The sequence below is a fragment of the Pseudoduganella aquatica genome (assembly GCF_020865585.1).
GTDB lineage: Bacteria > Pseudomonadota > Gammaproteobacteria > Burkholderiales > Burkholderiaceae_D > Rugamonas > Rugamonas aquatica_A.
The window spans coordinates 626,068-645,506 of sequence record NZ_CP086370.1; the positions used below are offsets into that span (position 1 = coordinate 626,068).

The 19,439-nt window shown below is 68.6% G+C and carries 16 protein-coding genes; 8 read left to right on the top strand and 8 right to left on the bottom strand.

The features are described from left to right. Nucleotides 1-39: 39 nt before the first annotated feature. The gene (locus KT882_RS30740; RefSeq protein WP_321170317.1) at nt 40-996 is read right to left on the bottom strand and encodes a methyltransferase domain-containing protein; all 957 of its coding nucleotides are present in this window, start codon (nt 994-996) and stop codon (nt 40-42) included. Between the two features lie 161 nt (nt 997-1,157). Between KT882_RS30740 and KT882_RS02775 the strand changes: the two genes are divergently transcribed. Next, nucleotides 1,158-2,123: a glycosyltransferase gene (locus tag KT882_RS02775; protein WP_161074389.1), complete on the top strand. Its 966-nt coding sequence runs from the start codon at nt 1,158-1,160 to the stop codon at nt 2,121-2,123. Here KT882_RS02775 and KT882_RS02780 read toward each other — a convergent pair. Beyond that, the gene (locus tag KT882_RS02780; protein ID WP_228894328.1) at nt 2,120-3,595 is read right to left on the bottom strand and encodes a lipopolysaccharide biosynthesis protein; all 1,476 of its coding nucleotides are present in this window, start codon (nt 3,593-3,595) and stop codon (nt 2,120-2,122) included. The two genes, KT882_RS02775 and KT882_RS02780, sit on opposite strands and share 4 nt — an antisense overlap. Nucleotides 3,596-3,599: 4 nt before the next feature. Then, nucleotides 3,600-4,805 carry a glycosyltransferase family 4 protein gene (locus tag KT882_RS02785; protein WP_228894330.1) on the bottom strand — a complete coding sequence of 402 codons (1,206 nt, stop codon included), beginning with the start codon at nt 4,803-4,805 and terminating at the stop codon, nt 3,600-3,602. Nucleotides 4,806-4,973: 168 nt separating this feature from the next. On the opposite strand from KT882_RS02785, the gene KT882_RS02790 reads away from it, so the two are divergent. The 7 genes from KT882_RS02790 to KT882_RS02820 all read left to right on the top strand — a co-directional run bounded on the left by KT882_RS02790 (nt 4,974) and on the right by KT882_RS02820 (nt 15,316). Further along, a complete protein-coding gene (locus tag KT882_RS02790) occupies nt 4,974-6,410 on the top strand; it encodes a UbiA family prenyltransferase (RefSeq protein WP_161074386.1) in 1,437 nt (478 codons plus the stop codon). 349 nt (nt 6,411-6,759) lie between these two features. After that, complete coding sequence (locus KT882_RS02795) at nt 6,760-8,049, top strand: nucleotide sugar dehydrogenase (protein WP_161074385.1); 1,290 nt, start codon at nt 6,760-6,762, stop codon at nt 8,047-8,049. Beyond that, a complete protein-coding gene (locus KT882_RS02800; RefSeq protein ID WP_161074384.1) occupies nt 8,049-9,095 on the top strand; it encodes an SDR family oxidoreductase in 1,047 nt (348 codons plus the stop codon). The genes KT882_RS02795 and KT882_RS02800 overlap by 1 nt, the downstream gene beginning before the upstream one ends. A gap of 85 nt (nt 9,096-9,180) precedes the next feature. Then, the gene (locus KT882_RS02805) at nt 9,181-10,584 is read left to right on the top strand and encodes a TIGR03013 family XrtA/PEP-CTERM system glycosyltransferase (protein ID WP_161074383.1); all 1,404 of its coding nucleotides are present in this window, start codon (nt 9,181-9,183) and stop codon (nt 10,582-10,584) included. Nucleotides 10,585-10,618: 34 nt separating this feature from the next. Beyond that, nucleotides 10,619-12,700 (top strand): XrtA/PEP-CTERM system histidine kinase PrsK, encoded by a 2,082-nt coding sequence (gene prsK / locus KT882_RS02810; protein WP_161074382.1) that lies wholly within the window; start codon nt 10,619-10,621, stop codon nt 12,698-12,700. Nucleotides 12,701-12,736: 36 nt separating this feature from the next. Next, a complete protein-coding gene (gene prsR, locus KT882_RS02815) occupies nt 12,737-14,092 on the top strand; it encodes a PEP-CTERM-box response regulator transcription factor (protein ID WP_161074381.1) in 1,356 nt (451 codons plus the stop codon). A gap of 12 nt (nt 14,093-14,104) precedes the next feature. Further along, nucleotides 14,105-15,316, top strand: a complete 1,212-nt coding sequence (locus tag KT882_RS02820; protein WP_228894332.1) for a VanZ family protein — start codon at nt 14,105-14,107, stop codon at nt 15,314-15,316. A gap of 4 nt (nt 15,317-15,320) precedes the next feature. Here KT882_RS02820 and KT882_RS02825 read toward each other — a convergent pair whose 3' ends face one another. Genes KT882_RS02825 through KT882_RS02845 form a run of 5 tightly spaced genes read right to left on the bottom strand, consistent with a single transcriptional unit; the run spans nt 15,321 to nt 19,439 of the window. Next, on the bottom strand, nt 15,321-16,124 hold the full coding sequence (locus KT882_RS02825) for a tetratricopeptide repeat protein (RefSeq protein ID WP_161074379.1): 804 nt from the start codon (nt 16,122-16,124) through the stop codon (nt 15,321-15,323). A 19-nt stretch (nt 16,125-16,143) separates the two neighbouring features. Beyond that, nucleotides 16,144-17,409, bottom strand: a complete 1,266-nt coding sequence (locus KT882_RS02830; RefSeq protein WP_228894334.1) for a glycosyltransferase — start codon at nt 17,407-17,409, stop codon at nt 16,144-16,146. Then, a complete protein-coding gene (locus tag KT882_RS02835; protein ID WP_228894341.1) occupies nt 17,403-18,323 on the bottom strand; it encodes a hydrolase 1, exosortase A system-associated in 921 nt (306 codons plus the stop codon). The genes KT882_RS02830 and KT882_RS02835 overlap by 7 nt, the downstream gene beginning before the upstream one ends. Further along, nucleotides 18,313-19,176, bottom strand: coding sequence for a hydrolase 2, exosortase A system-associated (locus tag KT882_RS02840; protein WP_228894344.1), 864 nt, complete (start codon nt 19,174-19,176; stop codon nt 18,313-18,315). The genes KT882_RS02835 and KT882_RS02840 overlap by 11 nt, the downstream gene beginning before the upstream one ends. Nucleotides 19,177-19,190: 14 nt before the next feature. Then, on the bottom strand, nt 19,191-19,439 hold the full coding sequence (locus tag KT882_RS02845) for an acyl carrier protein (protein WP_161074375.1): 249 nt from the start codon (nt 19,437-19,439) through the stop codon (nt 19,191-19,193).

Consider the following 19,439-nt stretch of genomic DNA (forward strand, 5'->3'; position numbering starts at 1 on the left):
AGTGCTTTCCAGCGGCGATAATAAATTGATACGGTTTTTTTAGCAAACCGAGCCCCGGAAGCCGCGCAGCAATTCCCGGTCGGACAGGGGCTCGCCCTGCAGCCGGCCGAAGAAATAAAAGCCGGAGGCGGCGTCGTAGTTGCCGCGCTTGGCGTGCACCGCGTAGTCCAGCCAGCGCAGCGGCCAGGCCGCCAGCAGGCCGGCCAGCTTGAGCCAGCGGCGCGGGCCGGGCCGGTCCGACAGCGCGGCCAGCGCGTAGCGCAGCATCTGGCCGGCGCTGACGCCGGTGCCGGCGGTGGTGCCGCTGCGCAGTTCGGCGAAGTGGCGGAACAGGCGGCGGTGGCCCAGGTGGGTGAAGCGGGTGAAGTCGTATTCGCGCATATGCACCGGCTGCATGAAGGGCGTCTCGGCGTAGACGTAGCCGCCCGGGCGCAGCACGCGGCGGATTTCGTCCACGCAGCGGTAGGGGTCGAGCACATGCTCGAGCACGGCGCAGGCCACGCAGGCGTCGAAGCTGGCGGCCTCGAAGGGCAGGTCGTGCGCGTCGGCGATGCAGCTGACGTGCTTGCCGAAGGCCACGTCGGTGTAGACCGCGCCGCCGGCCACCGTGCGCTCGCCGGCGCCGATCACCAGGATGCGCGCCTGCGGCTGCTCGCGCAGGATGGCGGCCAGCGCGTCGGCCAGGCCGAAGTCGCGCCGTGGGGCGCCGGCGTCCATCAGGCGGATCACGGCGCGGCGGTACAGGCGGCGCAGCCCGCTGCTGCGGTCCAGGCTGCCGGCGTAGCCGCTGGCGCCGTCGTAGCCGCCCCGGCCCTGCCGCGGCAGGTAATCGGCCTCGCGGAACACGCTGTTGCTGTGATGCAGCAGGATCGGGATGCCGTCCACCGTGGGGTAGCTGCGGCCGCATTGCGCGCAGTGCCAGTCGGCCAGCGCGGTCTTGTGCACCGGGCAGGCGTAGGGCGCAGGATGGCCGGGGCCGGGTGCGGCGTCGCTCATGGCTACTCCCTCGCGTGGCTACAAAAAACCACCATAGCAAGGGGGCGGCGCGGCCGTTCTGGCCTGCGTCAAACCTTGTGCAATCAGCGCTGCGCGTTGACACTTGGTTTTATATCAACTAGGCTCTGGCAGGAAACCACTCCTTCAAGGATAGAGCAGCCATGCCGCGCGTCACCGTCATCACCGCCACTTACAACGGCACCCGCTATCTCAGCGCCGCCATCGATTCCGTGCTGGCCCAGTCGCTGGCCGATTTCGAGTACATCATCATCAATGACGGCTCGACCGACGGCACCGCGGCCTTGCTGCAGGAGTATGCCGCGCGCGATCCGCGCATCCGCCTGGTGCACCGCCCCACCGCGTCCGGCGGGCCGACGGTGCCCAAGAACCTGGCGCTGGCCATGGCCAGCGCGCCCTATGTCTGCTTTCTGGACCACGACGACTATTTTCATCCTGAGAAACTGGCGCAGCTGTGCGCGGGCATGGACGCGCACCCGGAATGGGTGGGCGCCTTCCACGACGTGCAGCTGGTGGAGGAGGACGGCAAGCCGCACAGCGGCACCTATCTGTCGAACGCCGACTTCAAGCAGATCGCGGCGGCCCACCTCGCGCCGCTGGGGCAGGACTGGTATGACTGCGGCGAACGGTTCTATGAATTCATGTCGCTGCGCTACGCCGCCATCCACACCATCTCGGTGATACTGGCGCCGGGCCGTTTGCTGCAGGATCCGGTGAGCTTCCGCGCGCGCTTCCGCGGCTCGGACGATACCGACCTGTGGCTGCGCGTGGGCTTCCAGGGCCGGCTGGGCTATCTGGACCAGGTGCTGGCTTTTTACCGCCAGCACGGCTCCAACCTCAGTTCGGACAATGTGGCGATGACGCAGAACGCCGTCGAGCTGCACGAGGATAATTACCTGCGCGCGCGCGCCCGGCTGCGCAAGCCGGAGATGGCGGCCTACCGGAAAAAAATCCTGTCCTACCGCAATTCCCTGGCCTATGGCCTGAACCGGGCCGGCCGCTATGCCGACGCCCGCACGGTGTACCGCGACATGCTGCGCGCCGGCCCGTCGCTGCGCGCGCTGCGCGGCATCGGCAAGAGCTGGCTGCTGCAGCTGCTGGGCCGCTAGCGGCGCAGGGCCTTGTCCAGCAGGTAGCGCTCGGCGCCGTCAGGCCGTCCGGCCAGTTGCCACATGGCCAGCAGCAGCAGCACGTACAGCAGCGCGCCGGCGCCGGCGTCTATCATCAGGCGCAGCAGGGGCGCGGCGGCGTGCAGCGTGCTGTCGAGCAGCTGCACGCCGGCGTACATCAGCGCCACGCTGGCGGCCGGACGCCACAGCCGGGTCAGCCAGGCGGACCAGGAAAAGCCCAGCAAACGCTTGGTCACCACGATGGTGTAGGGCAGCGTGCAGGCCGTGGCCAGCAGGTAGGCGTAGCCGGCGCCGACGATGCCCACCGCCTTGAGCAGGAAATACAGCGCCGGGAACAGCACCAGCAGGAAGCCGCCGGCCAGCAGCGTGGTGTTGCGCGGCTTGCCCAGCGCCATCCAGACGGTGCTGTTGTTGCCCTGGGTGGCGCCGATGGCGCCGTGGATGGCCATCAGCTGTATCAGCGGTATCGCGTCCATCCACTTGGCGCCCAGCAGGGCCAGCACCAGCGGCTGCGCCACCGCCGCGATGCCCAAGCCGACCGGCAGGATGATGGTCGAGATGGTGCCCAGCAGCTTGAGGTAGGACAGGCTGATTTCGGCCGCGTCCTGCATCTTGGAAAAGCCGGGCAGGGTGGCGCGGTTGATGGGCGCCACCAGCTCGGTCGAGGGCAGGTTGGAAATCTCGTAGGAGATGGCGTAGATGCCCAGCTCGTTGGCGCCGAACAGGCGGCCGATAATAAAGGTGCAGCCGTCGTGCAGCAGGAAAAACAGCACGTTGTTGACCAGCAGCCACTTGGAAAAATGGAACAGCTCGCTGGCCGCCGACAGGTCCAGGCGCGGCCGGTAGCTGTTCATGCGGTAGCTGATGGCCACGCCGACGATGCGGCCCACCGTCATGCCGATCAGCAGCGCCCAGTAGGAGTACAGCACGAAGGCCGCGCCTATGGTGACCACGAAGGTGACCACGCGGCGCGCCAGCACGAAGTTGAATTCCTGGCGGAAGTTGAGCTCCTTGCGGAAGGCCACCACGCCCACGTTGCCGAAGCCGCCCACGAAGTAGGACAGCGACAGCACGCACATCACCATGGCCAGCCGCGGTTCGCTGTAGAAGGCGGCGGCCGGCCCGGCCAGGGCCAGCAGCGCGCAGCCGCACACCAGGCCGAAGATGACGTTGAAGGTCCACACCGTGTCGTAGTGGCGGCGGGTGGCGTTGGCGTTCTGGATCAGCGCCAGGTCGAAGCTGAAGGCGCTCATCAGGTCCAGCACGCCGCCCACGGCGGTGGCCATGGCCACCAGGCCGAAGTCGCCCGGCACCAGCAGGCGCGCCAGGATCAGGGTGCTGACGATGCCGATGCCGCGGTCGATCAGGCGCGCCAGCACCATCCAGACGATGCCATTGGCCATGCGGCGGTTCAGCGTGGGCATGGGCAGCCCGGTTTGCGTATGCGGCACAAGATCAGCCTGTTCTCAGTGGAGGGGAAAGGGGGGCGGACGGCAGCAGCGCGGCATAGCCGGCGGTGCTGGCGTGCCAGGAAAAATGGCGGCTGACATGCTCGCGCAGGCGCGCGCCCATGGCCTGCGCCCCGCCGGCGTCGCTCAGCACGGCGCGCAGCGCCCGGGCCAGGCTGGCCGCGTCGTCCGGCGGCACCAGGTGCGCGGTCACGCCGTCGTCCAGGATTTCGGGCACCCCGCCGACCGCCGAGGCCACCACGGGCAGGCCCAGCGCGCCCGCTTCCAGCAGCACGATGCCGAAGGGTTCCTGGCGGCTGGGCAGCGCGAACACGGTGGCGGCGCCGAACAGCGCGGCAACCTGGGCGTGCGGCACGTCGCGCAGCAGGCGCACCCGTCCGGCCACGCCCAGCCGCGCCGCCTGCTGCTCCAGTCCGGGCAGCGCGTGGTCGCTGGCGCCGGCCAGCGTCAGGGTCAGGTCGGGGAAGTCGGCGGCCAGGCTGGCGAAGGCGTCCAGCAGCACATCCTGGCCCTTCTTGTGCTCGAACTTGGCCACGTTCAGGATGCTGCGCCCGGCCGGCCGGTCCGCGCGGCCGGCCATGGCGGCGAAGCCGGCCGCGTCCAGGCCGTTGTGGATCACGGTCACGCGCAGCTGCGCGCCGAAAATGTCGAGCAGTTCGCGCCGCAGGTCGCGCGAGCAGGTCACCAGCGCGTCCATGCGCGGCAGGGCGGCGCTCCACAGCGCGCGCTCCGGCGCCGGCGCGCGCCGCAGCGCGCCCAGGTCGGCGCCGTGGAAGGACAGGATCAGCGGCACCGGCCGCGCCATGGCGGCCACGCAACGCTGCAGGGCCAGCGCGCCCGCGCCCGGGTAGTGCACATTGACGGCGGCCACGCCGCGCGCGCGGCACAGCTGCTCGAACTGCACGCGGAAGCGGCGCTCCCACAGCCGGTAGGCGAGCTTTTCGCGCAGGCCCATGCCGGCATGGTAGGGGCGCACGCGCCAGCGCAGCGTGGGCAGGCCGCACTCGACGGTCTCGGCCGCTTCGGTGGCGTTCCACTCGGTGACCAGGATCAGGGGCTGGAAATGGCCTTGCTGCTGCATCTCGCGCGCCAGGTTGATGACCACCTGGTTCACCCCGCCCACGCCGGAGAGCGACCAGGGCAGTACAAAAAGATAGACGGGGACGGCGCCGCGTTCGGGTAGGGTGGCCAATACATTCCTCTTATCACAAGGAGCCCTGCGGGCTCCGGCTTGTTGCCCGGACATTATAAAACGCCATGTGTGTAAATTTTCAATTACTTTTTATTATTGGTTTCCGTATGCGGCCGGGCTGGAAAACTTTAATATAATGACAAACTGTGATACACGCATGGAAGTTTAATGGACCCTGTAAACCATACGCTGGTGGTCGATCTGGACGGCACGCTGACGCCGACCGACACCCTGGTTGAATCCGGCCTCAAGCTGATCCGGCGTTCGCCGGCCGCGCTGCTGAGCATGCCGTTCTGGCTGCTGTCCGGACGCGCCGGCTTCAAGCGCGCCATCGCCGCGCGCTGCGGCGTGGCCGCGCCCAGCCTGCCCTACCACCAGCCGCTGCTGGACTACCTGCGCGCGGAAAAGGCGCGCGGTCGCCGCATTGTGCTGGCCACCGCCGCCCACGGCAGCATCGCCGCCGAAGTGGCCGGCCACCTGCAGCTGTTCGACCAGGTGCTGGCCACCGGCGACGCCGGCAACCTGAAGGGCGCGGCCAAACTGGACGCCATCCGGCGCGAAGTGGGCGCCGACTTCGTCTACGCCGGCGACAGCCGGGCCGACCTGCCGGTGTGGCAGGGCGCGCGCGGGGCCATCCTGGTGGGCGCCAGCGCGCGCACCAGCGGCATCGTGCGCGCCGGCGCGGTGCCGGTGGAGCGCGAGTTCCCCGGCCACAGCCGCTCGCTCAAGGTCTGGCTGCGCGCGCTGCGGGTCCACCAGTGGCTCAAGAACCTGCTGCTGTTCGTGCCCCTGTTCGCCGCCTTCTCCTTCCTGGACCTGGCCAAGCTGGGCCACCTTGCGCTGGCTTTCGTGGCCTTCTCGCTGGCCGCCTCGGCCACCTATGTGGTGAACGATTTGTGGGACCTGGAGTCGGACCGCGCCCATCCGCGCAAGCGGCTGCGGCCCTTCGCCAGCGCCCAGCTGCCCATCCTGCACGGGCTGGCCGTGGCCGGCGCGGCGCTGGCCACGGCGCTGGCGCTGGCCGCGCTGGTGTCGCCCGGCTTTTTCCTGGCGCTGCTGCTCTACCTGGCGCTGACCAGCGCCTACAGCTGGGTGCTCAAGGAGTACATGCTGGTCGACGTGCTGATGCTGTCGCTGCTCTACACCCTGCGCATCCAGGCCGGCGCGGTGGCCACCGGCATCACGGCCAGCTCCTGGCTGCTGGCCTTCTCGGTGTTCGTCTTCCTCAGCCTGGCGCTGATCAAGCGCTGCTCCGAGCTGGTGTCGCTGCAGCAGGACGGCCGCACCGCCACGCGCGGGCGCGACTACCGGGTGGACGACCTGGTGGTGCTGTGGCCGCTGGGCGTGGGGGCGGCGCTGAGCGCGGTGGTGGTGCTGGGGCTGTTCATCAGCGCGCCCGAGACGCAGGCGCGCTACCGCAGTCCGGACCTGCTGTGGCTGGCCGCCTTCGGCATGATCTACTGGCTGGGCCGGCTGTGGATCAAGACCTCGCGCGGCGAGATGCACGACGATCCGGTGGTCTACGCCATGCGCGACAACGGCAGCCGGGTGGCCATCCTGGCCATCGTGGCGCTGGCGCTGGCGGCGCGCTTCCTGCCGCGCTAGGGCTCCCGCCCGCCACGCCCGGGACCGGTTTTTGCCGTGATTTATTTCCTGTCGATATGGGCCGACAGGTGCTATCATGAGGAAATATCGCTATGAAAATTGCAACATGTATTGTATTCTAGTACACGATTCGCCATAGTTTTCAATTGTTAATTCTCGATTGAAACTCTGTGGTGCGTGCCCAACAGTTCAGGCCGCATCCAGCGGCGGCATGAACCACGGCCGCGCAGTAGCGCTAAAATGGATGCCCGCCCTGGCTGGCCCGCGCGCCGCGACACGATGTTGCAAGAATTGTAGTGAAGCATGCTGATTTTTTTGCAATGAATTTTATTTCTAGTATGGAATTGAAATGAACAATGCCAAGGTAGTTGCGGTTGTCGGTTTGGGCTATGTGGGCTTGCCGCTGGCGGTGGAATTCGGGAAGAAGCGGCCCACCATCGGTTTTGACTTGTCCGAACGCAAGATCGACAGCTACCGGCGCCATTGCGATCCGACCGGTGAAGTGTCGTCCGAGCAACTGGCTGCCGCCACCCAGCTGCGCGTCACCAGCGACCCGGCCGACCTGGCCGGCGCCGACTACCTGGTGGTGGCCGTGCCGACCCCGGTCGACCAGGCCCACAATCCCGATTTCACGCCGCTGATCGGCGCCAGCATCACGGTCGGCCGCAACCTGAAAAAGGGCGCCATCGTGGTGTTCGAGTCCACCGTCTACCCGGGCGCCACCGAGGAAGTGTGTGTGCCCATCCTGGAGCGCGAATCGGGCCTGAAATGGAAGGAAGACTTCCACGTCGGCTATTCGCCCGAGCGCATCAACCCGGGCGACAAGCTGCACACCCTGACCACCATCCTGAAAGTGGTGTCCGGCGACGACGCCGCCACGCTGGACGAGGTGGCCGCGCTGTACGAATCCATCGTCACCGCCGGCGTGTACCGCGCCTCCAGCGTCAAGGTGGCCGAGGCCGCCAAGGTGATCGAGAACACCCAGCGCGACCTGAACATCGCCCTGATGAACGAGCTGGCGCTGATCTTCGACAAGATCGGCATCGACACGCTGGAAGTGCTGCAGGCGGCCGGCACCAAGTGGAACTTCCTGCCCTTCCGTCCGGGCCTGGTGGGCGGCCACTGCATCGGCGTCGACCCCTACTACCTGACGCACAAGGCCGACATGGTCGGCTACCACCCGCAGGTGATCCTGGCCGGGCGCCGCATCAACGACGGCATGGCCAAGTTCGTGGCCGAGAAAACCGTGAAGACCATGATCGCGGCCGGCTGCCACGTGAAGGGCTCGCGCGTCAACGTGATCGGCCTGACCTTCAAGGAAAACTGCCCCGACCTGCGCAATTCCAAGGTGGCCGACATTATCGCCGAGCTGAAATCCTACGGCGTGGAAGTGCATGTGCACGATCCGGTGGCCGAAGCGGACGAGGCCCTGCATGAATACGGCGTGGAACTGGAGCGCTGGGAAGACCTGCCGCGCGCCGACGCCATCGTGGCGGCGGTGCCGCACAAGGAACTGCTGGCGATCCCGTTCGGCGAGCTGTGCGCCAAGCTGACCCCGATGGGCTGCTTTATCGACGTCAAGTCGGCCTTCGACCTGGCGCCCATCAGCGCCGCCGGCCACGCGGTTTGGAGGCTGTGATGACGCCGGCGCCGGCGGCCTACCTGGAGCGGCAGCGGCAGCTGCGCGCCCAGCCGCGCCACTGGCTGGTGACCGGCGCGGCCGGCTTCATCGGTTCCAACCTGGTCGAGGCGCTGCTCAAGCTGGGCCAGCGGGTTACCGGGCTGGACAACTTCGCCACCGGCCACCAGCACAATCTGGACCAGGTGCGCGCCGCGGTGGGCGAGGCGCAGTGGGCGCAATTCCGCTTCCTGCGCGGCGACATCCGCCAGCCGGCCGACTGCGCCCAGGCCTGCGAGGGCGTGGACTACGCGCTGCACCAGGCCGCGCTCGGTTCGGTGTCGCGCTCGATCGAAGACCCGCACACCACCAACGACGTCAACATCACCGGCTTCCTGAACATGCTGACGGCCGCGCGCGACGCCAAGGTGCGCCGCTTCGTGTACGCCGCCTCCAGCTCCACCTATGGCGACCATCCGGACCTGCCCAAGGTGGAGGGCCAGATCGGCAATCCGCTGTCGCCCTACGCGGTCACCAAATACGTCAACGAGCTGTACGCCGGCGTGTACGCGCGCTGCTACGGCGCCGAGTCGGTCGGGCTGCGCTATTTCAATGTGTTCGGCCCGCGCCAGGATCCGAACGGCGCCTACGCCGCCGTGATCCCGCAGTGGGTGGCCGCGCTGATCGCCGACCGGCCGCTGTTCATCAACGGCGACGGCGAGACCAGCCGCGATTTCTGCTTTATCGACAATGTGGTGCAAGCCAATGTGCTGGCCGCCACCGCCACCGCGCCGGACGCGGTCAACCAGGTCTACAACGTGGCGCTGAACCAGCGCACCAGTTTGAACCAGCTGTACGGCTTGATGGTGGCCCTGCTGCGGGAGCGTTTCCCGCACCTGGACCAGCACCGGCCGCAGTATGCCGGCTTCCGGGCCGGCGATGTGCGCCACTCGCAGGCGGACATCGGCAAGGCGGCGCAGCTGCTCGGGTATGCGCCCACGCACCGCATAGAAGAAGGCTTGGCCGTGGCGATGGACTGGTATGTCGGTAGCCTGACAGCCAGGTAGCACAAATAGAACGAGCCCGGCCTGCGCGCGGCCGGCGCCGTCATCCATCGCCGCGAGGTGCGCGCACTGGGGAAGGAACAACAACATGTTAAAAATTGCCAATCACTACGTGTCCAAGGTCGCGTTCAGCTTGCTGTTCGTGGAAATCCTCATCCTGATCGGCGCCTTCTACGCCGGTTCGGCCATCCGCTTTTTCGACGGCGACGACTTCCTGCTGCCCCGGCTCGACCATTTCCTGATGTCGGCCTGCGTGTTCACCGCCGCCATCGTGTTCTCGATGAGCGCGCTGGGCATGTACCAGCTCAATTTCAGCGAAGGCCTGCGCAATCCCTTCTTCCTGCAGCTGGTGCCCTCGTTCGCCATGGCCTTCGGCATCCTGACGCTGGTGTTCTACGTGGCGCCGGAGCTGTATTTCGGGCGCGGCATCCTGCTGCTGGTGTTCGCCATCTCGGCGGCCGGCATCCTGATGGCGCGCGCCATCTTCTTCACCAGCTCCAAGTTCCGCTTCCTGGAGTCGCGCATCATCTTCCTGGGCAACGGCGCGCTGGCCAAGGAGTGCGGCGACCTGGCCCTGCATTCGAACAGCTACCACAAGTACGACGTGGCCGGCTATGTGGCCATGCCGGAGGAGGAGTCGCGCGTGGCCGCCAATTCGGTGCTGGCCATGGAGCCCGGCATGTCGCTGGTGGCCCTGGCGCAGAAATACAATGTGCGCGAAATCGTGGTGTCGGTGCAGAACCGGCGCGGCGGCACCTTCCCGATCCGGGAGTTGCTCGAGTGCAAATTGTTCGGCATCAAGGTGACCGACGCCGCCACCTTCTTCGAGCGCGAAACCTGCCAGATCCGGGTCGAGTCCCTGCAGCCGAGCTGGCTGGTCTTCGGCGGCGGCTTCGACCAGAGCTTTATGCGCACCTTCATGAAGCGCGGCTTCGACCTGATCGTGTCCATCATCATCCTGCTGCTGGCGCTGCCGGTCATGCTGTTTACGGCGGTGTGCATCAAGCTCGAGGACGGCGGCGCGCTGATCTACAGCCAGGAACGGGTGGGCAAGGGCGGGCGCAGCTTCAAGGTGCTGAAATTCCGCAGCATGGGCACGGACGCGGAAAAAGGCGGCAAGCCGCAGTGGGCCGCGCAGAACGACCCGCGCGTGACGCGCGTGGGCGGCATTATCCGCAAGCTGCGCGTCGACGAGCTGCCGCAGCTGTGGAATGTGTTCAAGGGCGAGATGAGCTTTGTCGGCCCGCGCCCGGAGCGGCCCTATTTCGTCGAGCAGCTGAGCGCAGACATCCCCTACTACAACGTGCGCCACAGCATCAAGCCGGGCATCACCGGCTGGGCGCAGGTGCGCTACGGCTACGGCGCCTCGGTGGAGGACGCGGTGCAGAAGCTGCAGTACGACCTGTATTACGTGAAGAACAACAGCCTGTTCCTCGACCTGCTGGTGCTGATCGATACCCTCAAGGTGGTGTTGTTCGGCAGCGGCCGCTGATGGCGCTGCCCTTGGCCAGGGTGCCGGAGCTGCCATGCTGAGCAGCGTCGCCGCGTACAGCTACGGCGCCGCCGCGCTGGCCTTTGCGCTGCTGTGCGGCTTGCTGCTGAGCATATGGCGCGCCCGCGCGCACGCTGCCGTGCTGGCGGCGGCCGCGCTCGTGACGGCGCTGTGGGCCGGCCTGAACGCCTGGGAGGCGGTCCACGCGCCTGGCCCGTCCACCCTGAACGACGCGCTCGACATTGCCCGCAACGCGGCCTGGTCGGCCTTTCTGTTGTTCCTGATGGGCCTGTTCCAGCAGGGCGCCGGCTGGCGCTTGCTGCGCCACAACCGCCTGCTGCGCCTGGTGGCCGGCTTCTACGCCCTGCTGCTCGCGGCCGAGCTGCTGGCCAACTGGGCGCCGGGCGTGCTGGCCAGCCTGGGCGGCCTGCTGCCGCTGGCCATGCTGCGCGCCGGCGCGGCGGTGCTGGGCATGATCCTGGTCGAGCAGCTCTACCGCAACAAGCCGCTGCAGGAGCGCTGGGCGCTGAAATACGCCTGCCTGGGCATAGGCGGCATGTACGCCTACGACTTCTACCTGTACAGCGACACCATGCTGTTCCGCCAGGTCAACGGCGACATCTGGGCCGCGCGCGGCTTCGTGCAGGCGCTGACCATGCCGCTGATCGCGCTGGCGGTGTCGCGCAGCGCGGCCTGGTCCAACCAGCTGTCGGTGTCGCGCCGGGTGCTGTTCCATTCGGCCGCGCTGGCCGGCTCGGCCGGCTATCTGCTGGTGATGAGCTCGGCCGGCTACTATCTGCGCTTCTTCGGCGGCAGCTGGGGCTCGGTGATGCAGGTGGCCTTCCTGTTCGGCGCCACCGTGCTGCTGGCCGGGGTGCTGTTCTCCGGCACCTTCCGCGCCTGGCTCAAGGTCTTTATCAGCAAGCATTTCTACAGCTACAACTACGACTACCGCGAAGAATGGATGGGCTTTACCCGCATGCTGTCGGCCGACGGCCCCAAGCTGGCCGAGCGCGCGGTGCAGGCCGTGGCCGGGCTGGTGGAAAGCCCGGGCGGCGCGCTGTGGCTGCTGCGCGAGTCCGGCCGCCACGAGCCGGTGGCGCAGTGGCACGTGCCGCTGGCCAGCGAGTCGGAGGCGGCCGACTCGGAACTCTGCCAGTTTCTCGAGAGCAAGCAGTGGGTCATCGACATGCAGGAGTACCAGCGCAACCCCGGCCTGTACGGCGACATCGCCATGCCGGACTGGATCTGCCGCTACCCGCGCGTGTGGCTGGTGCTGCCGCTGATTATGCAGGGCCGCCTGTCCGGCTTCATGCTGCTGCAGCAGCCGCGCAGCGCCATCCAGCTGAACTGGGAGGTGATCGACCTGCTGAAGATCGCCTGCAGCCAGGCCGCCAGCTATCTGGCGCAGCAGGACGCCGCCATGGCCCTGATGGTGGCGCGCCAGTTCGAGTCCTTCAACCGCATGTCCACCTTCGTGGTGCACGACCTGAAAAACCTGGTGGCCCAGCTGTCGCTGCTGATCCCCAACGCGCACAAGCACCGCAACAACCCGGAATTCCAGCAGGACATGCTCGACACCGTCACCCATTCGGTGCAGAAAATGAAGCTGATGCTGCAAAAGCTGAGCCGCAACGACGCGCCGGCCCGTCCGCTGCCATTGTTTATTGACCAACTGTTGCAACAGGCCGTATCCTTGAAGGCGGCGTTCGAACCGCGTCCGCAATTGCGGGTGGAAACGCCCGGCCTGCGGGTGCTGGCCGACTGGGAACGGCTGGAGCGGGTGCTGGGGCATTTGATACAGAACGCGATCGAGGCCACGCCGCTGGACGGCCAGGTGCGCATCGCGCTGCGCGGCGAGCATGACGCGGTGCTGGTGGAGATCAGCGACAGCGGCGCCGGCATGACCGAGGAATTCATCCGCGAGCGGCTGTACAAGCCCTTCGAATCGACCAAGCCGGCCGGCATGGGCATAGGCGCGTTCGAGAGCCGGGAATACATCCATGAACTGGGCGGCGAGCTGGAGGTCAGCAGCAGTCCGCGGCAGGGCACGACCTTCCGCGTCACCCTGCCGCTGTACCGGCAGGACGCCGGTTCCGTGGAGCGCGCGGCCTGAGATTTCCGGCCGCCAGACTGAACATAGAGGAATACCGTGAGCAAAGCGAAGCTGCTGATTATCGAAGACGACCCCGGCCTGCAAAAGCAGCTGCGCTGGAGCTTTGACCAATACGAAGTGCTGGTGGCGGGCGACCGCGAGGCGGCGCTGGCGCAGGTGCGCCGCCACGAGCCGGAAGTGGTGATCACCGACCTGGGCCTGCCGCCCGATCCGGACGGCGCCACCGAGGGCCTGGCCACCTTGCAGCAGATCCTGGCGCTGGCGCCGGAAACCAAGGTGGTGGTGCTGACCGGCAACCAGGACCATGCGCACGCGGTGTCGGCCATCGGCCTGGGCGCCTACGACTTCCACCAGAAGCCGGCCGACCCCGACCTGCTGGGCCTGGTGGTGCAGCGCGCCTTCTACCTGCACGCGCTGCAGCGCGAGAACCGCCGCATGCAGCAGGCCCAGGCCGATTCGCCGCTGGCCGGCGTGATCAGCCGCGACGCCGGCTTGCAGAAGATCTGCCGCAGCATCGAAAAAGTGGCGCCCACCTCGGCCTCGGTGATGCTGCTGGGCGAGAGCGGCACCGGCAAGGAAGTGCTGGCGCGCGCGCTGCACCAGCTCAGCCCGCGCTCGAAAGAGCGCTTCATGGCCATCAACTGCGCCGCCATCCCGGAAAACCTGCTCGAGTCCGAGCTGTTCGGCTACGAGAAGGGCGCGTTCACCGGCGCGGCCAAGCAGACCAAGGGCAAGGTCGAGCTGGCGCACGGCGGCACCTTCTTCCTCGACGAGGTGGGCGACCTGCCCATGCCGCTGCAGGCCAAGCTGCTGCGCTTCCTGCAGGAGCGCGTGATCGAGCGCATCGGCGGCCACGAGGAAATCCCGGTCGACGTGCGCATCGTCTGCGCCACCCACCAGAACCTGAAGGAGCTGGCGGTGGCCGGCCGCTTCCGCGAGGACTTGTACTACCGCCTGTCCGAAATCGTGGTCACCATTCCGCCGCTGCGCAACCGCGTGGGCGACGCGGCGCTGCTGGCGCACCACTTCAAGAACAAATTCTGCGCCGCCGAGTCGCGCCCCGCGCTGCATTTCAGCCAGGAGGCCATGAATGTGATCGAGGCCTACCCCTGGCCGGGCAATGTGCGCGAGATGGAAAACTGCATCAAGCGCGCCGTCATCATGGCCGACGGGCCGCACATCGTGGCCGAGGACCTGGGCCTGTCCGGCGCGCTGCTGCCGGAGGAGCCGCTGAATTTGCGCCAGGTGCGCGACGAGGCCGAGTACAAGGCCATCGTCAAGGTGCTGGCCCGGGTCGACGGCAACATCGTCAAGGCCTCCGAGCTGCTGGGCGTGAGCCGCCCCACGCTGTACGACCTGATGAGCCGGCACGCCATCAAATCCGGTTCCTGACCGGGGCGCGCCATGCGCCAGGCCGTCGCCGTCTACGTCTTGCTGCTGTTTTACGGCAGCCTCTATCCCTTCCAGTGGGCGGCGCGCACCGAGCCGCTGTTCGGCTTCCTGCTGCATCCGGGCGCGGCCTACCTGGAGCGCGGCGACCTGCTGCAGAACGTGCTGGTGTACATGCCCTTCGGCCTGCTGCTGGCGGCCTGGTGGGCGCGGCGCCACCGCTACTGGCTGGCGCTGCCGCTGGCGGTGCTGGTGGGCGCCGGTTTCAGCGTGGCCGCCGAGGTGGCGCAGGAATGGCTGCCAGCGCGGGTCTCGTCGGCGGCGGATGTGGCCATGAATGTGCTGGGCACGCTGTGCGGCGCCCTGATGGCCGGCCTGCTGCGGCGCGACACCTTCAGCGGCGCCCGCCTGCAAGCCTGGCGCGACGGCTGGTTTGCGCGCGGGGCCATCGCCAACACCGGCCTGGTGGTGGTGGCGCTGTGGTTTTTATCCCAGACCAGTCCGCTCATGCCGGTGTTCGGCCTGTGGCGCTGGCGGCGCGCGCTGGCGCCGCTGTATTTCCAGCTGCAGGCGGCCATGCCGGTGAGCCTGCCTGCCATGATCTGCCTGGCCTGCCAGTTCGCCGCGCTGGGCCTGCTGCTGCGCGCGCTGATACGGCCGGGGCGGCCGTGGTGGCGGCTGTACGGCGCGCTGCTGCTGGCGGTGCTGGCCTGCCAGGTGCTGATCGACGGCCACACGCTACGGCTGGAGGAGGTGGCGGGCGCGGCGCTGTCGCTGCCGCTGCTGGCGCGGCTGTGCCGTTCCCCCTCCACCAGCGCGGCCGGTCCGTCCGCCTGCGCCGCCATCGTGCTGCTGGCCCTGGCGATGGCGCTGGGCGAGCTGACCCCGGTGCGCGGCGGCTGGCTGGGCGGCGGCTTCAACTGGATACCGTTCCGCGGCCATATGCGCAGCCTGCAGGGCTATACCAATATCCTGGAATTCCTGTGGCCCTTCATGGCCATGGCCTGGCTGGCGCGGCAGGTGTCGGCGCCGGCGCGCCACCACCGCATCGCCCTGGCGGGCGGGGTGGCGGTGGGCGCGGCCATGTTCGCGCTGGAGTGGGCGCAGCTTTCCCTGCCGGGCCGTTCGGCCGACATCACCCAGGTGATGCTGGCCTGCGCCGGCTGGTGCGCGCCGTGGCTGGTGGAGGAGTGGGTGCTGGCGCACCCGCAGCCGGCCACCGCTTAGCGTATCAGCGTCCGGCCGTGCCGGCGTCCGGCTTGGCCGGCGGCGGCGCATCCTGGCTGGCGGCGGGTGCGGCGGGCGCGGCCTCGCCGGCTTCCGCCGGCTCGCCGTCGGCCGGTTTCTTCCTGGCGGCCTCAGGCGGCGGCGCGGCGGACACGTCCCATTTGCCGGCCTGGACCAGCATATTCTTCAGGCCCGGCAGCGGGAAGCCCAGCGCATAGGCTTTCTGCGCGTATTTGTTGGCGTTGACCATGTCCTTGTTCTTGAAATAAACCAGGCCCATGTTGTAGTTGGTGCTGGGATTGTCCGGGTCCAGCTCCACCGCCATCAGATAATGGGGCCGGGCGTCGGCCTCGCGGCCGACCGACAGCAGGTAGCTGCCGTACAGTGTGTGGGCGGCCGGATCGTCCGGCGCGAAACGCACCGCGCGGTCGAAAAAGCATTCCACCGGCCGGTTGCCACCCGGCAGATAGAGGTTTTTCGGGTTGCGCGCCGCCACCCGTATCACGGTGTTGAGCGCGCCGGGGTGGTTGGGGAAGGCGCGCAGCGTGTAGTCGATGTCGCCGCCCAGCGTGCTGGCGTTGCCTTTGATGCCGTTTTCCACCTCGTCGGTGAAGTGGGCGCCTTCCACCAGCTTCAGGTGGTGCGCGAACTCGGTGGTGCCCTTGCGGTAGTCGTAGGGACCGTAGGCGTTGGCCAGGTTGCCGCAGAACGGCGTGGCCTTGCGTTCGGCGGCGCGCGCGGGCAGCGCGGCGGCGGCGGCGGCCACGGCCAGCAGGCCGGCCGCCAGGATGCGTTGCTTGTGCTTCATGTTGTCCATCTCCCCATCTTCATTGAGCGTGGCTGGCGCTGACCTGGTCCAGCAGCAGCGCCAGTTGTTCGGTGCGCGCGCGGCGCGAATGGGCGGCGATCACGGCGGCCGAGGCCAGCGGCGCGGTGCCGCTGCGCACCTGCTCCAGGAAGCGCGGCAGTATGGCGATGATCGCATCTTTCTGGTCCAGCGGGGCGATGCTGTCGATGCCGGCCTGGCGCAAGGTGGCGGCGGTGTCGCCGTCGCTGTCGGTCAGGGCCAGGATGGGACGGCGCGCGCGCAGGTATTCGTACAGCTTGGCCGGCACCTGGTGGTTGCAGTTGCTCGCCTGCAAGATCAGCAGGCCGTCGGCGTTCAGCATCTCGGCCAGGGCGTCGCGGTAGGGCACGTGCGGCGCCAGCTGCACCAGGTCGGCAATGCCGTGCTCGGCGATCAGGTCGCCCAGGTAGTCGTCGTGGGCGGTGGCGCGCAGCACCACGCGCACGCTGGCGGCGCTGACGGCGCCCTGCCGCTTGAGCGCGGCCAGCGCCTGGAACAGCGGCACCGGGTCGCGCTCGGAGGGGTAGATGATGCCGCTGTGCACCAAGGTCAGCGGGCCGCCGTGCGCGCCCGGCGCGGCCGCCGCGCCGCCGCGTTCGGCGTCGGCGAAGTTTTCCTCGTCGTAGGCGTTCTCGATCAGGCGGTAGCGCTCGCGCGGGATGGCCGGGAAGCGCGCCTCGTAGGTCTTGATGGCGCCCGGCGTGGTGCACACGGCCACCGTGCAGTGCTCGATGGTCTTGCGTTCTATCCACTGGAACACGCGGCGCGTGCGCGGGTCTTCCGGATAGCTGACGTCGGTCATCGGGTCGCGCAGGTCGGCCACCCAGGGCAGGCCGGTCAGGCGCCGCAGCACCAGGCCGATCAGGTGGGCGCTGGCGATGGGGTAGGTGGACCAGATCACGGCCGGGCGGTGGCGGCGTATCAGCCGCCAGCCGGCCGGGATGGCGCCCAGGCACCAGCTGGCCCAGCGGTCCGGCAGCGCCATGAAGCCGGCGTAGCGCCCGCCCACGGACAGGTGGCGCGCGGTGTCGAGCGCGAAGGCGCGCGTGACCGGCACGCTGGCCGGAATGTCGGCCATCTGGTCGTCGCCCGGATTGCTGTAGGCGCGCGGATGGGCCGACAGCATGACCGGGCCCCAGCCCGACTGCGGCAGGTATTGCGAAAACTTCAGGGTGCGCTGGATGCCGCTGCTGCCGCGCATGGGCGGGTAGTGGTAGGCGATCATCAGCACGCGTTTGTTTACCATGAACGCATCCATTCTCCGGTCCAGTCTGCTACTTGGTCGCGCCAGGCACGGCGCGAGAAAGTGTGGTCGGCTTGCGCCAGTTCCCTGTGGGTCACGCGCGGCGCGGCCAGCAGTTTTTGCCACGGGCGCGACGCTTTCACCGCGTCGCGGAATTCCTGCGCCGTCAGGTCGGCGCCGCTCAGTATCAGCAGCACCTTGCCCTGGAAGGCGGCCAGGCTGTCGTGCATGCGCCCGGGCAGGGGCGGCAGGTCCGGGTCCGAGATGCGCGGCTTCGGTTCGGCGTGCACCACAGGCGGGGGGCTGGACGGCGCGGCCGTGGGCGCGGCCGCGGCGTGCTGCGGCGCCGGCTTGCCGGACGCGGCGCCCAGCAGGCCGGTGAAGGAGCGCAGCGCGGCGCCGTAGTTGAACTGCCCGGTGAAGATCTTCTTCCACAGCGCCGGCTGCAGCAGGCGGTCGCGGTAGTAGTGCTTCAGCGTGGCCTTGGCCAGTCCGCCTTCGGTGCGCACCCAGGGATTGAGCAGCACCACGCCCTGCACGCGCGCGTCGTGCGCGGCGTAGAACAGGGCCGCCGAGGCGCCGTCGCACAAGCCCCACAGCACCACCTCGCGCACGGCCGGCACCGTGGCCTGGAACTGGCCGATGGCGCTGCGCAAATCCTCGGCCACCATTTCAAAGTCGCGCTGCTCGCCCTCGGCGTCGCCCATGCCGCGGTAGTCGAAGCGCAGCACCGCGATGCCCTGCGCGGCCAGGTGGCGCGCCAGCAGGGTGAACTGGCGGTGGCTGCCGCCCCGGTATTGCGGGCCGCCCACCACCACCACCACGCCGCGCTCGGCCGGCTGGGCCGGCACGCTGGCCACGCCGAACAGGCAGTCGCCGCCGCAGTCGAAACTGAGGGCGCGTTCTTCAAACTGCATGGGCGGCCTCCTGGAACAGGGCGCTGCTCGCTGCCAGCAGCGCCGGGCAGGTGGCAATTTCCTGGGTGCCCCAGAATTGCGGGCCGGCCACCACTTGCGCGTCCAGCTCGGCGCCTTGCGCGCGCCAGGCCGCCACCAGCTTGGCCGAGGCCGGCGTGAGCGGCCGGCCTTCCGCCGCCACTACGTCTATCCAGTGCAGCGGGCAGGCCGGGGGCGCCATCTTGGCCAGGTCGAGCGCGTCGAGCGCGTTGGCCAGCTCGGGCGCCAGCTCGTAGCCGGCCACTTCCAGCGCCGCGCCGCCGTGCAGCTGCTCGCGCAGCGCGGCGGTGCCGGTTTTCTGGCCGCCACCGGCGCCCAGCATGTCGTTGGCCATGCGCAGGCGCAGGAACTGGGTCAGGTGGGCGCCGCCGCTGTGCACCGGCTGCCACAGCAGCATGCGGGTGGGCGCGGCCGCGCCCTGGGCGTAGGGCGAGCGCGCGTAGTCGAGCGCGAGCAGCGCGCCCAGGCGCAAGCCCCACAGGCCGACCGGGCGGCCCAGGCGGGCGGACAGCCACTGGCAGCCCAGCGCCACGTCGGCCAGCCACTGCTCCCAGCGCGCGTCGGCGAAGTCGCCGCTGCTGTCGCCGGTGCCGTGCAGGTCGATCTGCAGCACGGCGATGCCTTGCGCGGCCAGCGAGCGCGCCTGCAGCGCGGCCATGCGGCGGGCTTTATTCATTTCCTCGCCGAACGGCGGGACATAGACCAGGCCGCCGCGGCAGGCGCCGACGGCCGGGTGGAACAGGCAGTAGCGCTCCCCCGCAGCGGCCTTCAGGAAGAAGGGCTGGGCGTGCGCGGCAAGGGAGAACAAGCTCATGCTCGGAGGGCGCCTCAGGCGGTCAGCTTGCGCGCCACGAAGGCGGTCAGGCTGCCGACGCTGGCGAAGGTGGCGGCGTCGATCTCGTCGTCGTCCACGCTGAAGCCGAATTGTTCCTCCATGGCGGCGATCAGCTGCACCACGGCCATGGAATCGAGTTCGGGGATGGCGCCCAGCAGCGCGGACTGTTCGGTCAGCGCGTCGGCGCCGGCGCCCAGGCCGAGGACGTCGGCCAGGATGGTTTTTACTTCTTGCAGATACAT

What these genes read in the sequence shown, in the direction of transcription:
- KT882_RS30740 (WP_321170317.1), bottom strand. Translation starts at nt 996, where the DNA reads ATGAGCGACGCCGCACCCGGCCCCGGCCATCCTGCGCCCTACGCCTGC.
- KT882_RS02775 (WP_161074389.1), top strand. Translation starts at nt 1,158, where the DNA reads ATGCCGCGCGTCACCGTCATCACCGCCACTTACAACGGCACCCGCTAT.
- KT882_RS02790 (WP_161074386.1), top strand. Translation starts at nt 4,974, where the DNA reads ATGGACCCTGTAAACCATACGCTGGTGGTCGATCTGGACGGCACGCTG.
- KT882_RS02795 (WP_161074385.1), top strand. Translation starts at nt 6,760, where the DNA reads ATGAACAATGCCAAGGTAGTTGCGGTTGTCGGTTTGGGCTATGTGGGC.
- KT882_RS02800 (WP_161074384.1), top strand. Translation starts at nt 8,049, where the DNA reads ATGACGCCGGCGCCGGCGGCCTACCTGGAGCGGCAGCGGCAGCTGCGC.
- KT882_RS02805 (WP_161074383.1), top strand. Translation starts at nt 9,181, where the DNA reads ATGTTAAAAATTGCCAATCACTACGTGTCCAAGGTCGCGTTCAGCTTG.
- prsK (WP_161074382.1), top strand. Translation starts at nt 10,619, where the DNA reads ATGCTGAGCAGCGTCGCCGCGTACAGCTACGGCGCCGCCGCGCTGGCC.
- KT882_RS02820 (WP_228894332.1), top strand. Translation starts at nt 14,105, where the DNA reads ATGCGCCAGGCCGTCGCCGTCTACGTCTTGCTGCTGTTTTACGGCAGC.
- KT882_RS02825 (WP_161074379.1), bottom strand. Translation starts at nt 16,124, where the DNA reads ATGAAGCACAAGCAACGCATCCTGGCGGCCGGCCTGCTGGCCGTGGCC.
- KT882_RS02830 (WP_228894334.1), bottom strand. Translation starts at nt 17,409, where the DNA reads ATGGTAAACAAACGCGTGCTGATGATCGCCTACCACTACCCGCCCATG.
- KT882_RS02835 (WP_228894341.1), bottom strand. Translation starts at nt 18,323, where the DNA reads ATGCAGTTTGAAGAACGCGCCCTCAGTTTCGACTGCGGCGGCGACTGC.
- KT882_RS02840 (WP_228894344.1), bottom strand. Translation starts at nt 19,176, where the DNA reads ATGAGCTTGTTCTCCCTTGCCGCGCACGCCCAGCCCTTCTTCCTGAAG.
- KT882_RS02845 (WP_161074375.1), bottom strand. Translation starts at nt 19,439, where the DNA reads ATGTATCTGCAAGAAGTAAAAACCATCCTGGCCGACGTCCTCGGCCTG.